The sequence below is a fragment of the Bradyrhizobium sp. AS23.2 genome, assembly GCF_001908185.1.
Lineage (GTDB): Bacteria > Pseudomonadota > Alphaproteobacteria > Rhizobiales > Xanthobacteraceae > Bradyrhizobium.
Map to the genome: position 1 here is coordinate 1 of NZ_LGHM01000064.1, position 12,869 is coordinate 12,869.

At 64.1% G+C, this 12,869-nt stretch carries 10 protein-coding genes and 1 pseudogene; 3 read left to right on the forward strand and 8 right to left on the reverse strand.

Annotated elements, in window-relative coordinates:
* Positions 1 to 188: 188 nt before the first annotated feature.
* Positions 189 to 578, forward strand: a complete 390-nt coding sequence (locus tag AC630_RS15135; RefSeq protein ID WP_074119307.1) for a PaaI family thioesterase — start codon at positions 189 to 191, stop codon at positions 576 to 578.
* 90 nt (positions 579 to 668) lie between these two features.
* On the opposite strand, the gene AC630_RS15140 is transcribed toward AC630_RS15135, so the two are convergent.
* On the reverse strand, positions 669 to 1,610 hold the full coding sequence (locus AC630_RS15140) for an IclR family transcriptional regulator (RefSeq protein ID WP_074119308.1): 942 nt from the start codon (positions 1,608 to 1,610) through the stop codon (positions 669 to 671).
* A 425-nt stretch (positions 1,611 to 2,035) separates the two neighbouring features.
* Here AC630_RS15140 and AC630_RS15145 point away from each other — a divergent pair, with 425 nt between their 5' ends.
* Together AC630_RS15145 and AC630_RS48305 are read left to right on the forward strand one after the other, a co-directional pair.
* A complete protein-coding gene (locus AC630_RS15145) occupies positions 2,036 to 3,841 on the forward strand; it encodes an acyl-CoA dehydrogenase family protein (protein WP_083636272.1) in 1,806 nt (601 codons plus the stop codon).
* 72 nt (positions 3,842 to 3,913) lie between these two features.
* Positions 3,914 to 5,138 (forward strand): annotated as a pseudogene (locus AC630_RS48305) (ABC transporter substrate-binding protein).
* A 219-nt stretch (positions 5,139 to 5,357) separates the two neighbouring features.
* On the opposite strand, the gene AC630_RS15155 reads toward AC630_RS48305, so the two are convergent.
* From AC630_RS15155 to AC630_RS15185, 7 genes are all read right to left on the reverse strand, one after another.
* On the reverse strand, positions 5,358 to 6,782 hold the full coding sequence (locus AC630_RS15155) for an amidase family protein (protein WP_074119309.1): 1,425 nt from the start codon (positions 6,780 to 6,782) through the stop codon (positions 5,358 to 5,360).
* A gap of 102 nt (positions 6,783 to 6,884) precedes the next feature.
* Complete coding sequence (locus AC630_RS15160; protein WP_074119310.1) at positions 6,885 to 8,291, reverse strand: amidase family protein; 1,407 nt, start codon at positions 8,289 to 8,291, stop codon at positions 6,885 to 6,887.
* A gap of 26 nt (positions 8,292 to 8,317) precedes the next feature.
* Positions 8,318 to 9,016 (reverse strand): ABC transporter ATP-binding protein, encoded by a 699-nt coding sequence (locus tag AC630_RS15165; protein ID WP_074119341.1) that lies wholly within the window; start codon positions 9,014 to 9,016, stop codon positions 8,318 to 8,320.
* Positions 9,016 to 9,789 carry an ABC transporter ATP-binding protein gene (locus AC630_RS15170; protein WP_074119311.1) on the reverse strand — a complete coding sequence of 258 codons (774 nt, stop codon included), beginning with the start codon at positions 9,787 to 9,789 and terminating at the stop codon, positions 9,016 to 9,018. The genes AC630_RS15165 and AC630_RS15170 overlap by 1 nt, the downstream gene beginning before the upstream one ends.
* Positions 9,786 to 10,751, reverse strand: a complete 966-nt coding sequence (locus tag AC630_RS15175) for a branched-chain amino acid ABC transporter permease (protein WP_074119312.1) — start codon at positions 10,749 to 10,751, stop codon at positions 9,786 to 9,788. Before AC630_RS15175 ends, AC630_RS15170 begins: the two co-directional genes overlap by 4 nt.
* Before the next feature lie 4 nt (positions 10,752 to 10,755).
* Positions 10,756 to 11,616 carry a branched-chain amino acid ABC transporter permease gene (locus AC630_RS15180; RefSeq protein ID WP_074119313.1) on the reverse strand — a complete coding sequence of 287 codons (861 nt, stop codon included), beginning with the start codon at positions 11,614 to 11,616 and terminating at the stop codon, positions 10,756 to 10,758.
* A 52-nt stretch (positions 11,617 to 11,668) separates the two neighbouring features.
* Positions 11,669 to 12,832, reverse strand: coding sequence for an ABC transporter substrate-binding protein (locus tag AC630_RS15185; RefSeq protein ID WP_245330404.1), 1,164 nt, complete (start codon positions 12,830 to 12,832; stop codon positions 11,669 to 11,671).
* Positions 12,833 to 12,869 lie beyond the last annotated feature (37 nt).

Consider the following 12,869-nt stretch of genomic DNA (forward strand, 5'->3'; position numbering starts at 1 on the left):
CGTTGCAAGGCGGCAAGGCGAATCAGCAGGCTCGCTCCGTGCTGGGTGAGGGCAAGTTGCACCCGCCGTCCGTCTTCGGGATGGGGGGTCTTCTCGAGTAGGCCGTCGGAAACCTGCGCAAGGGATCGGAATCACTGATCCGGCGGCCTCGGCGCACTTTTGAAGTTCCACGCGAAGGCGCGGCACCGATGCGCGAGCAAGTAGATCGCAATGCCTACATCAGCAAGCGGGGCATTAAATTGCTCTATCAGGACAGAGGGCAGAGTTTCATGACTATGCGCTGGCAACCGGCCAACGGGACAGCGGATGGCCAAGCCCATGAGGGAGCACTGACCTCCCTCTTGGATACCGCCGGTGCGATGGCCTCGTGGTCCGTCACGGGCGTCGGTCCGTTCAAGGCATCGACGCCATCGCTACAAGTGCAATTCTTCGGGCCAGTGCCGGCCATGGACCTCGAAGCGTGCGCGCAGGTGATCTACCAAGATCAAGAAATGTTCTGGGTAGATGTGGAAGTGTCGGATACGCAGACCCAGCACGTTCACGCAAAGGGTGCGGTTACCTTCCGTATTGTCGTTTGAGGTTTGAAGCGCGCGCAATTGCCCGGCTTTAACATTTATTTTCCTTTCCTGAAGGGGCCGGTGCGATAGTTGCTGTCTGCGGCTCCGCAGTCAGGTTTCAAAGAACTGGGCATCAATGTCGAATGGCGGGAGAACACCGGGCGCCTGACTCTCAATCAAGTCACGCATCTTGCCGATGATGGACTTCGCCTCAATCTCGACAATTGCACTCGATCCCGCGACGGCGATCGCGAGCGGCGACGCATGACCCAATACGGTCAATTGCATCGCAATCGTACTGAGTCCGGGTGTTCCGCTGTTGCGCGTGTAAGCAAATCCCTGCTGGCGGATCGTCGCGAGCGCCGGCTTGAGTTCCGCGAATTTCATGGGCGGCGTTGAAGAAAGTTCTTCCGCATTTATTCTGAGAACGATGCGCTGGACTTCGTCGTCGCTCATCAGGCTCAGCAGGACGCGGCCGGGCGTCGAGCGTGTCAGCAACCGCAGCCCGCCGGGCTCAAGATAGTAGCGGACTGGAGTTGTCCCCTGCAATACGTAGATGTATTGGCTGCAGAGTTGGTTACGACTCACGACGAAGGTCGTTAGTCGCGTCGCTTCATGTAGTTCGCGCGTGATCGTCTCCAGGTTTCCGCGCGGCAATACGCGGTCGCGATTCCAGCCGCCGAGTAGCGATATCCGCGCCGTCGGAACATAGGTCCGCGCATGCCGATCACTATCGAGGTAACCGAGTTCGACGAGGCATTTGAGCAGCGCCGAGGTACTCGACGCGGGATAGTTCAGCCGCCGCGCGATCTCGGTCATCGATGCTGGTCGCTGGATTTCGGCGAAGTATTCGAAGATGCGCAGCACGCGGTGCGCCGACTTGATGACGGACGGCTCCGGCTCGCCATCGGCGGTGCGGAATGAGCCGTCATAGCGATTGGCCTCGATCACCGTTACCGAAGGGTCGCCCACGCCCGTCGAGATTCGTTCGGCGACGATCGGCCGTCGTCCGCGGCGCGGCGGCATCCGCGCATCCAAGCGGGCTCCCTTCATCCCGGCAGTCCTGTCTCGAGCGATTGATATTTCGCTTTTTTGCCAACGGAGTGCGCCGCAACATGAGCACACGGCGCCTAGCTTGAATAAGAGTGTGGGCTGCGACTTATGCCATCGTCAATGGCTGATGAGGCCGGTTCCAGGGCGCGGGCAGCCCCGCGGCAGCAACGGACGCTAAGCAATTGATCTTGTGACTTGTTTGCGGCGACACGTCGGCGCACGCAATAGGTGCCCATCTGCGCTGGGCATGCTTTTCTTCCATATATCTGAATTATTTTGCCAATTGCGCTTCCTCACTGGACAGGACACCGCCACTTCGAAATTCTGAAATCGCGCCGCCCGAACTCGCTCTTTACCGCGGTGCGCAAAATCTCGGTCATGCTCTGCTGCGCACCGAACGACGCAGCGAGGCGGGGAGGAAAGCCATGCACGGGAACCAGGTCCATCGCCACCATGCCGACGCTGCAGGCAAAGCGAAGTCGTCTGATGATGCGCTCATTGATCCCGCGCGGCACGTCGCGCCGGATTGTGCTGGCCTCAACTTCTACGAGACGGACCGCGGCGTGCGGGATCTTCTCAGGCTCTATCTGTCGCGCGACGACCATCTGCGGCTCGAGCCGCACTTTCTGCGCCTCGGCGAACTGGCTGGCGGAGAGCTCGATCAACTCGCGCGGGTCGCCGACAAAAATCCGCCGATTCTCCATGCTCGCGATCGCTTCGGTCGCAACGAGGACTGGATCGATTATCATCCCGCTTACCGCGACATGGAGGAGATTGCGTTTCGCGATTTTCAATTTCACGCCATGAGCCATCGCGGTGGCGTGCTCGGCATGGAAGGGCCGCTGCCTTCGGTGGCAAAATACGCTTTCCAGTATCTGTTCGTGCAGGCCGAATTCGGACTGATGTGTCCGATCAGTGTGACCGACACGTCGATCCATCTGATCCGAAAATTCGCCAGCGCCGAACTCAAGGACTATCTTCTGCCGCGGATGCTCTCGGACGACATGGCGGTGCTCTGGAAGGGCACCCAGTTCATGACGGAGCGGGCGGGCGGTTCCGATGTCGGCGCGATCGAAACGGTTGCAAAGCGCGACGGTGACGTCTGGCGTCTCACCGGCGACAAATGGTTTTGTTCGCATGCCGACGCCGATGTGGCGTTGTTGCTCGCCCGTCCCGAGGGCGCACCGGCCGGAACCAAAGGGCTTGCGCTGTTCGCTCTGCCTCGCCGTCTGAAGGACGGTCGCCGCAACAGCTATCGGATCGTGCGCCTCAAGGACAAGCTCGGCACCCGGTCAATGGCGAGCGGCGAGATCCAGCTGGAAGGGGCGGTCGCCTACCTTGTCGGTGAGCCGGATCGCGGTCTCAAGCAGATGATGGAGCAGGTGAACCTGTCGCGTCTCTCGCATGGCGTTCGCGCCGCAGCGATGATGCGCCGCTGCGTCAACGAAGCGATGGCATGCGCGCGGGAGCGGGTCGCTTTCGGACAATCCATCGTCGCCTATCCGCTGCTGCGACGCCAGCTCATGAAGCTCATGGTGCCGACCGAGCAGGCGCTGTCGATGGTGATGCTGGCGGCGAGCGCGATGGATGAGGCGAACGCCGGATCGGCTAAGGCACAGGATGTGGTACGCATTCTGACCCCGCTGCTGAAGTTTCGCGTCTGCCGCGACAATATCCCGGTGGCGACGGGCTCGATGGAGGTGCGTGGCGGCAACGGCTACATCGAGGAATGGGTGCACGCGCGGCTGATCCGTGACGCTCATATCGGTGTGCTCTGGGAAGGCACCAGCAATATCAACGCGATCGATATCATCTCGCGGGCGGTGGGCAAGAGTGGAGCGCATAAGGCGCTGGCCGCCATGATGAAGCGCCGCCTCGACGATGCGAAAACCTTGCCGTCGGATTTCCGAAGCCGTCTCGGTCTTGCCCTCGACCGGGCGATCGCGTTGGCGGAACGCGTGGCTGCCGAACCCCAATCCGAACCGGCTGCGCGGCTTGCGGCGAGCGCGCTCTATCACGCGACGTCGGCCGTGTTGCTGGCTTGGGAGGGAAGCCAGTCCGGGGTCGATGCGCGGCGCGCGCTGTTCGCGCGCTTCGTGCTCGAACATCGGTTGACCAGCTGCGATCCGCTGGCCCCGGTATGCGAGGTCTGGGAGCAGGAAGCCATCGATCTCGTCCTCGCCAACGGGCCGTTATCTATCGTGCGGGTCGCGGGCCTGTTGGATGCTTGACCACGGCTGCGAACCAACACGAAAGGACGCTGTGTGAAAACAGGGATTTATCTGACGATCGCCGCCGCGCTTATGAGCGTTGCAGGCCTCCTCGCGGCGAACGAGGCGGCGGGCCAAGACGGTCATCAAGCCGGCAACAAGGTGTCCGGCGACGTCGTCCGGGTGGGCGTCATAAACGATATGTCGGGGCTCTATTCCGATCTCGGCGGCGAAGGCTCGGTCGAGGCGGCAAGGCTTGCCGTCGAAGATTTCGGCCCGACCGTGCTCGGCAAGAAAATTGAAATCGTTGCTGCCGACCACCAGAACAAGCCTGACATCGCCGCTATCCTCGTGCGGCGTTGGTTCGATGAGGGCGGTGTGGATGCAATCGCCGACGGCGGAAACTCGGCAACCGCGCTCGCGATTCAGGGCATCGCCCGCGATAAGAAACGCATTTTCCTGATATCGGGGCCGGGCAGTTCGGACCTCACCGGCAAGCAGTGCTCGCCATACGGTTTCCACTTTACCTACAATACCTATGCGGAGGCGTCGGCGGTGACCAAGGCGTTGCTGAAGCAGAAGGATGATAGCTGGTTCTTCCTGACCGCCGATTACGCCTTTGGGCACGCGCTGGAACGCGATGCCTCGGGCTTCGTCACCAAGGCGGGCGGCAAAGTCCTGGGTGCCGTCCGCCATCCGCTCGGCGCATCCGACCTGTCCTCGTTTCTTCTTCAAGCCCAAAATTCCAAGGCGAAGGTGATTGCACTCGCCAATGCGGGGGGCGACACCGTCAACAGTCTCAAGCAGGCGGCCGAGTTCGGCATCGGGCGGACGGCCGATCAGCACATCGCCGCTCTGCTCATGCTGATCACCGACGTGCACTCGCTCGGGCTTCAGGCCGCCCAGGGCATCATCTATGCGACCTCGTTCTCGTGGACCCAAAGCGATGCGACGCGGTCTTTCGGCAAGCGCTTCATGGAGCGGCGGCGCGGACAGGCGCCGACCATGATCCAGGCGGGGGGTCTACAGCGCGGTGATGCACTATCTGAAAGCGGTGCAGGCCGCCGGAACCCACGGCGCGGATGCCGTGGCTACGGCCATGCGCAAACTACCGGTCAACGATTTCATGACCCGGAATGCGCGTATTCGCGAGGATGGTCAGGTGCTGCGCGACATGTACCTCGTGCAGGTCAAATCGCCCAAGGAATCCGCGGGACCGTGGGATTGTGAAAAGGTGATCGCGACAATTCCTCCTGAGGAGGCGTGGCGACCACTTTCGGAAGGCGGTTGCGACGTCGCCAAGGAGACGGCCCAATGAAGGGCCTGGACTTCATCGAACAAGGCGCGATCGATGATTGCCGGAATGTCGTATTCGACGATTTCGGAGGCGTCCTTGCGTTCGCCGTCGCCCTTGCGGTTGAACTCATTGAAGCGGCGAACGCCCGTGGAAAGAATCAAGAAGACGTGGCGCCGGGGAGCGGGCGGCACCCGCGCGCGAGGCGCATCGGCCCGATCCCCGGTTCAGGGCGGCGACGGGTCAGCGCCGATCCCACAGTTGCCGGACCAGCACTCCCGCCTCCCGTTCGATCGCCTCCGCCGCATCAAGGCACAGATCCTCGCGATAGCGCGAGCCGACGATCTGGACTCCGACGGGCAGGCCGTTGTGAAGTCCGACCGGGACCACGGCCGCCGGCAAGCCCAGCACGTTCATGGCGGAGATGAAGCGGAGATCGTTCCAGAACAATTGCTTCACGCGCTCGCCGCCGGCGAGGTCGGCATTGGCCTCCGGCGTCGGCCGTACGGTCGTCGGCGTCAGCACCAGCTGGTAGCTCTCCAGGAACATCATCCAATTCCGGATATGGCGGGACCGTCCGGCGATCGCCTTCATGTAGCCGGCCTGGTCGAGCTGGGTCGAGAGGCCCAGGAAGTCGTGGAGCGTCTTCTGGAAGTCGGCGCTCGCCGTCGCCAGCATCTGCTCCTTCTGAAGGACGGCGACCTCGGTCATGATCAGGTTGCACCAGAGCTGCCAGACGGCGTTGAGGTCGGGCACCTCCACCTCGCTCACCGCGTAGCCGGCGTCGGCGAGATGGTCCGCGGCCTTGCGTTGCAAGGCGATCACGGCGGGATCGGTCACCATGTCATCAGGGATCTTGGCGACCGCCACCTTGATCGGTCCCGCCGGCTTGGGCCCGGTCAGCGGCGCCGGCACCCACCAGGGATCGCGGGCGTCGCGCTGCGCCATGACCTCGAGGCCCAGACGCACGTCCCGCACTTCGCGCGCCAGCGGTCCCTGCGATGACATGAACTGTGCCATCAGCGGTCGTTCCGCGGTGGCGCTCGGGTTGAAGGCGGGAATGCGCCCCTGGGTCGGCTTGATGGTGGCGATGCCGTTGCAGTGCGCGGGCCAGCGCAGCGAGCCGCCGATATCGTTGCCATGCGCGATTGCGCCGATGCCGGCGGCGATCGACGCGCCGGCGCCGCCAGAGGAGCCGCCGCAAGTCACCTCCGGATTCCATGGATTGCGCGTCAGTCCGTGCAAGGGGTTGTCAGTGAAGCCGCGCAACGAGAATTCGGGCGTGTTGGTCAGGCCGATGATGATCGCGCCGGCCTTCCTGAGATTGGCGGTGACGGGGGAATCGCCCGGCGCGATGTTGTCCTTGAAGTCGACGACGCCGTTCGAATTGGCCTGGCCCTCGACGTCGATGTTGATCTTGATCGTGACGGGCACGCCGTGCAGCGGTCCAATGTCGCCGCCGTTGCTTTTGGCCAGAGCCTCGTCTGCGGCCTGTGCCGCGGTCAGCGCCTCGGCGCCGAGATCGACCACCACTGCGTTGAGCCCGGGGTTGGTCTCGTGCATGTGATCGAGATGCGTGCGGGTGACCTCCTCGGACGAGACCTCACGTTTCCTGATTGCCGCAGCGGTTTCCACGGCGGACCACTGCCAGATCGGAGTCTTTGTCACGTTTCTCTCCCTTTTGCTTCGGTCATCAAATCGTAGCGCATGCGCGGCAGCCGCCGGACGGAGCGATCTTGTCGGCCCTACCGCACCGCTGCCGGGCTGATCTCATTCCTTCGGATCGATCGGCGTCAGCGTCGGTGCGCGCGCCTCGATCACCTCGGCGGCCGCAAGGCATACGTCCTCACGGAAGCGGCCGGCGATGACCTGCACGCCGACCGGCGCGCTGCCGGCGGCCCCTGTGGGCACCACCACCGACGGGAAGCCGAGCGCGGGAACGGCAAGCAAGGGCCGCTGCGCGTCGAGCACCGCACGCACCGTGGCCGCGTCCTCCTGGTCCTGGTCGAAGCGGAACGGCAGTTGCGCTGAAACCGGCAGGATGATGATCGGATAGCGCTCCTGAAACAATTGCCAGGCCCGCACGATCGAAAGCCGCTGTTCGAAGCACGCCAGCACCTGGTCGCCGTCGAGTTCTGGCGCGTAGGCGATGTGGCAATCGAGATTGTAGCGGCTCTTGGCATCGCCGAATTTGCGGATCGCGGGGGCGAGCGTCCGCCGCTCCTCGTTGATGACCAGGCGATGCCAGAGGTCGGCGGCCTCGGCGAGCCGCGGCGGCGAGGTCTCTTCCACTGCGAAGCCGGCATCGGTGAGCCAGCGGCCGGCGAGGCTCACGGCGGCGCTCACCTCCGGCGCTTCGTCGCCAAACGGAGCAGGTGCGATCGCCACTCCGATCGGGCGCTTGAGCGGCGATCCTTGCAGGGGCACCGGCATCCAGTTGCCGTCGCGCATGTCGGGCTGCGCCATCGCCGCCAGGGCCGCGCGCAGATCGGCGATGCTTCGGGCTAGCGGTCCCTGTACTGACATCAGTTGTGCGGTGATCGGCCGATCAGCAGTCGCCGATGGGTTGAAGGCGGGAATCCGCCCCGGCGTCGGTCGCAAACCCGCGACGCCGCAGGCATAGGCAGGATAGCGGATCGAGCCGCCGAAATCGTTGCCATGGGCGATTGCGCCCATTCCAGCGGCGATCGCGGAGGCCGCACCGCCGCTCGAGCCGCCCGGCGTCAGCCGCCTGCTCCAGGGATTATGGGTCGTACCGTGCAGGTCGTTCTCGGTGAACCAGCGATGAGAGAAGGCGGGCGTGTTGGTGCGGCCGACTATGACTGCGCCTGCCTTTCGGAGATTCGCGACCACCGGGCTGTCCTCGGTGGCGATGACGTTGCGAAACGCGACGACGCCGTTGGTGGTGGCGCAGCCGCGCTGGTCGACATTGACCTTCGTCGTGACAGGCACGCCGTGCAGCGGTCCGAGCTCGGCGCCGGCCTTCACCGCGGCGTCCGCCGCGTCCGCTGCCGCAAGCGCTTCGTCGGTGAGCACCTCGACCACGGCGTTCAGCGCCGGATTGACTTTCGCGATGCGCTCGAGGCTCGACTGCACGGCCTCCCGGCTCGAGATCGCGCGGGTGGCGATGGCGTGCGCGAGATCGACTGCCGACCAGCCCCACAATTCGTTCTGCATGTCGTTACCTCCGCTGTTGAACTGATTCAATAAGCCGCCACCGCGAGATAGCGCTCGCGCTCCGCGTGGGCGCTAACAAAACCCGCGCGATCGCTCGTGAACACGATTGATCCCTGGTCGAGAATGTAGTGGCGGTCGGCAAGTGCCTCGCAGAATTTCAGGTTCTGCTCGACCAGCAGCACGGAGACTCCAGCGCGGCGCACCTCGCCGACGATGGTCATCAGCTCCTCTACGATCACCGGGGCCAACCCCTCGGTCGGTTCATCGAGCAGCAGGAGCCGCGGGCCGCCGATCAGCGCCCGCGCGATCGCCAGCATTTGCTGCTCGCCGCCGGAGAGCGCGGTGCCGCGGTTGCGGCGGCGCTCCTCGAGCCGCGGGAACATCCGGTAGATCGCCGCCAGATTCCACTGGGAGGCGGTCCGCGCCGCGATTGCGAGATTTTCCTCGACCGTCAGTAGCCCGAAAATGCCGCGCTGCTCCGGCACTAGCGCAACGCCAAGCCGCGCGATCTCATAGGTGCGCAGTGTCTCGATCCGGCGGTCCCCGAAGCTGATCCTTCCCGTGCGGGTCGGTACCGCGCCGACGATGCTTTTCAGCGTCGTGGTCTTGCCGGCCCCGTTACGTCCAAGCAGGCAGACGATTTCCCCTTCGTCGACGGTCAGCGAAACGCCCTGCAGCACGTGGCTCTTGCCGTAATAAGCATTGAGACCGTCGATGGTGAGCATCATGCGGCGGCTCCGAGATAGGCGGCCCGCACCTGCGGATCGGCGGCGATCGCCTCCGGCAGGCCGGAGCGCAGGATGGCCCCGCGGTGTAGAACGGTGATCGAGCGGCTGATCTTCATCACGAGGCGGACATTGTGCTCGATCAGCACCACCGCCATGCTCTTGCCGAACTCGGCGATCAGGCCGGTCATGATATCGATGTCGTCGATGCCCATGCCCGACGTCGGCTCATCGAGCAGCAGAACACGCGGATCGCCGGCGAGCGCCATGGCGATCTCGAGCCGTCGCTGCTCGCCGTGCGACAGAAGCCCCGCCGGGATCGCCTGCTTGTCGGTCAGCATCAGCCGCGCCAGCAGCGTGTCGGTCCTGGCCCCGACGTCGGTGAGCGTGTCGCGCCCGCGCCACATGTTGACGACGCGCCGTGGAGAATGCGCCTGCACCGCGAGGCGCACGTTCTCGTGGACGCTTAGGCTGGCGAACAGGTTGGTGATCTGGAACGAGCGCGCGAGACCTGCATGCACACGCCGGTGCGACGGCAGCCGCGTGATGTCGCGGCCGGCGACACGCACCTCGCCCGCGGACGGTCGGATGCGGCCGGCGATGCAGTTGAACAGCGTGGTCTTGCCGGCGCCGTTCGGACCGATGAAGGCGTAGACGCCCCGGTCCTCAATGGTGAACGAGACGCCCTTTAGCGCCTGAAAGCCGTCGAACCGCTTCTCGATCCCCGAAACGGCGAGCGGCGGGCCCTGCGTGGCCGGCAGCGAATGCGTCATGGCCGGGCTCCCTCGTTGGCGCGCGCCACAGCCTTGTCGAGCAGCGAGGCGAGCCCGCCGCGCAAATAGAGCGCAACAGCAACCAGCAGCGCGCCGAGAATGATCTGCCAGCGCGCCCAGATATCCGAAAGCACGTAGCTCAGGACCACCACGGCGATGCTGCCGAGCATCGATCCGAAGAGCGCATTGGTGCCGCCGAGAATCGTCATCACGATGATACGTTCGCTCATCGCGAGATCGACATTGGCCAGCGGCACGAACTTCAGCGCCAGCGCATAGAGTCCGCCGGCGAGCCCGGTCACCGCACCGGCTGCGACGAAGGCGATCACCTTGTAGAGCCGCGTGTCGTAGCCGATCGCGACCGCGCGATCCTCGTTGTCGCGTATGGCTTCGAGCGTCGCGCCGAACGGCGAGGCGATCAGCCGGGCCATGAGATAGAATGCGACCGTGCAGATCGTCGCTACGAAGACGTAGAAAGCGAACGGCGACGCCAGCGACAGCAGTTCATGTCCGCCAAACGCGAGGTTCGGCCTTGGAATATTCATGAGCCCGTTGTCGCCGCCGGTGACGTCGGGCGCGGCGTAGCAGAGGAAGAAGAACATCTGCGACAGCGCAAGAGTCAGCATGATCAGGTAGACGCCGGTGCGCTGGGTGGCGAGCCATCCGATCGCCACTGCGAGCAGCGCGGAGACCGCAGTTGCGGCGAGAAGGCCAGCCACGATCCCAGTACCGAAGCGCAGCGACAGGATGCCGACGCAATAGGCTCCGGCGCCGAAGAAGATGGCCTGCCCAAACGACAGGAGTCCGAGACGGCCAAGCAGCAGGTTGCAGCCGAGCGCGGCCATCGCAAAGATCAGGCATTCGGTGGCAAGCGCGTATGAGGGCAGCATCAGCGGCAACACTAGCGCGACCAGCGCGATGGCGACGGCTAGTCCCCAGGCGGACGACTTGAAGCGCGCCATCGTCTCAGGCCCGCCCGAGCAGGCCGTGCGGCCGCACGAGAATGATGAGTGCCATGGCCACATAGATCATGATGTTGGCGCCGGCGGCCCAGAAGGTCGTCATGACGCTCTGCACGACGCCGATCAGCAACCCGCCTGCCAGCGCGCCGGTGAAGCTCCCGATACCGCCAATGACGACGATGACGAAGGCGATCGATAGCGCTTCGACGCCCATGAACGGCTCGACGCCGCGGATCGGTGCGGCCAGCACTCCCGACAGCGCTGTGAGGGCAGCGCCGACGGCGAAGGTGAGCGAGAAGATGCGGCTGATGTCGATGCCGAGGAGTTCGACAGTCTGCATCGATTCGGTTCCGGCACGCAGTACCGCGCCGTAGCGGGTACGTTCCAGCAGGAACCACAGCACCGCCGCTACCGCCGCCGTGAACACGATCACAAAGAGCCGGTATTTCGGATAGACGAAAGAGCCGAAGAAGGCCGCGCCGCGCAGGCCTGCCGGCGCAGCGACGTTCTTGCCGAGAGGGTCGAAGATCAGGATCACGGCTTCCTGGATGACCAAGGCGAGCCCGAGCGTCGCCAGGATCTGCAAACTTGCCGGCAGGTCGTAGAGGCGCCGCACGCCGGGTTCGGCGAGCCATGCCACGACGCCGACGGCCAGTGGCGCAAGCGCTAGCGCCAGCCAGAAATTGCCGGTGGCGCTCACCAGCGCGTAACACAGATAAGCCCCGACCAGGTAGAAGGCCCCATGCGCGATGTTGATGAAGTGCATGATGCCAAAGATGATCGAGAGACCGATCGCGATCATGAAGTAGATCATTCCGATGCCCAGACCGTTGACGATCTGGGTCAGCAGCAGGTTAACGGACATGTCGGGCGCTCTCCGGTCCGGACGTGGACGATAGGGCTCAGGTCATCGAGGCTCAGGTCATCTTGCAATCGGAGTGCTGCGCGTCCGGGAAGGACTTTCCGAAGCTTATGATGTCGACGTAGTCGTCCTTGTCCTTCTTCTTGGTGGGCGCTTTGCCGCGCAAGAGGTAGTAATTCTTGATGCACTGGTGGTCGAACGCGCGCAGTTCCTCGTCTCCGGTCGGCCCCTCGTACTTCCGGCCCTCCAGCGCCTTGATCACCTGTGCGGGATCGGTGCTGCCGGCGGCCTTGATGCCCTCCATCAGCAGCATGGCGGTGACGTAGCCGTTCACCATCGCGTAGGATGGCGTGACGTTGAGGTTTTTGCGGAACAGCTCCACCACGCGGCGGTTGCCGGGGCTGTCGATCGCCGCGTCGTACTGCGCGCCGACATAGACGTCCTCCAGCACATCGCTGCCGATCTCCGCGTACTGCTCCGTGCCCGCACTCCAGGCCAGCAGGATCTTCATCTTCTGCTTGAGCCCGAAATCCGCGGCCTGGCGCAGCGTGTTGGTGCTCTGCGGACCGAAATTCAGGATCGCCAGCACATCGGCCTGCGCTGCTGCGGCGTTGGTGAGATAGCCGGAGAACTCGGTCTCGGTCATCGAGTGATAGCTGTTGCCGACATGCTCGATGTTGCGTTCCTTGAAGATGTTCTGCGCCTCGCGCAGCATCGCTTCGCCGAACACGTATTTCGGCGTGATCGTGTACCAGCGCTTCGTCTCGGGGTGCTTGTCGATCAGCGGCACGATTGTCTGCCGCATCGCGCCATAGCTTGGCACCGGCCAGCGGAACGTGCTGCGCCGGCAGGCCGAGCCCGTGATCTCGTCGGCGCCGACGCTGGAGACATACACGCCGCCGCCATTGCTGACCTCCGCCGACATCGGCAGTCCCACGTTCGAGAGCACCGCACCGGAGAAGAAGCGGACGCCCTGCTGCAACGCCACGATCAGCTTCGGAATGGCGCGGCCGGGATTTCCCTCATCGTCGATCATGGTGAGCGAGACATCGAGGCCGTAATCCTTGGCGAGCGCGGAGACGGCAAGCCTGGTGCCTGCTTCCGCTGGTTGGCCGGCCGATGCGAACGGGCCGGAGAGTGAAAGCGCGGTGCACAGCCGAACCTGCTCCGCCGCAAGCCCGCGCGTGACAACGGCGGGTGAAGCGATCGCCGCTGTCAAGGTCGTTCCCAGAAAAGTCCGCCGTGTAATCATTTTT

What these genes read in the sequence shown, in the direction of transcription:
- AC630_RS15135 (WP_074119307.1), top strand. Translation starts at nt 189, where the DNA reads ATGCGCGAGCAAGTAGATCGCAATGCCTACATCAGCAAGCGGGGCATT.
- AC630_RS15140 (WP_074119308.1), bottom strand. Translation starts at nt 1,610, where the DNA reads ATGAAGGGAGCCCGCTTGGATGCGCGGATGCCGCCGCGCCGCGGACGA.
- AC630_RS15145 (WP_083636272.1), top strand. Translation starts at nt 2,036, where the DNA reads ATGCACGGGAACCAGGTCCATCGCCACCATGCCGACGCTGCAGGCAAA.
- AC630_RS15160 (WP_074119310.1), bottom strand. Translation starts at nt 8,291, where the DNA reads ATGCAGAACGAATTGTGGGGCTGGTCGGCAGTCGATCTCGCGCACGCC.
- AC630_RS15165 (WP_074119341.1), bottom strand. Translation starts at nt 9,016, where the DNA reads ATGCTCACCATCGACGGTCTCAATGCTTATTACGGCAAGAGCCACGTG.
- AC630_RS15170 (WP_074119311.1), bottom strand. Translation starts at nt 9,789, where the DNA reads ATGACGCATTCGCTGCCGGCCACGCAGGGCCCGCCGCTCGCCGTTTCG.
- AC630_RS15175 (WP_074119312.1), bottom strand. Translation starts at nt 10,751, where the DNA reads ATGGCGCGCTTCAAGTCGTCCGCCTGGGGACTAGCCGTCGCCATCGCG.
- AC630_RS15180 (WP_074119313.1), bottom strand. Translation starts at nt 11,616, where the DNA reads ATGTCCGTTAACCTGCTGCTGACCCAGATCGTCAACGGTCTGGGCATC.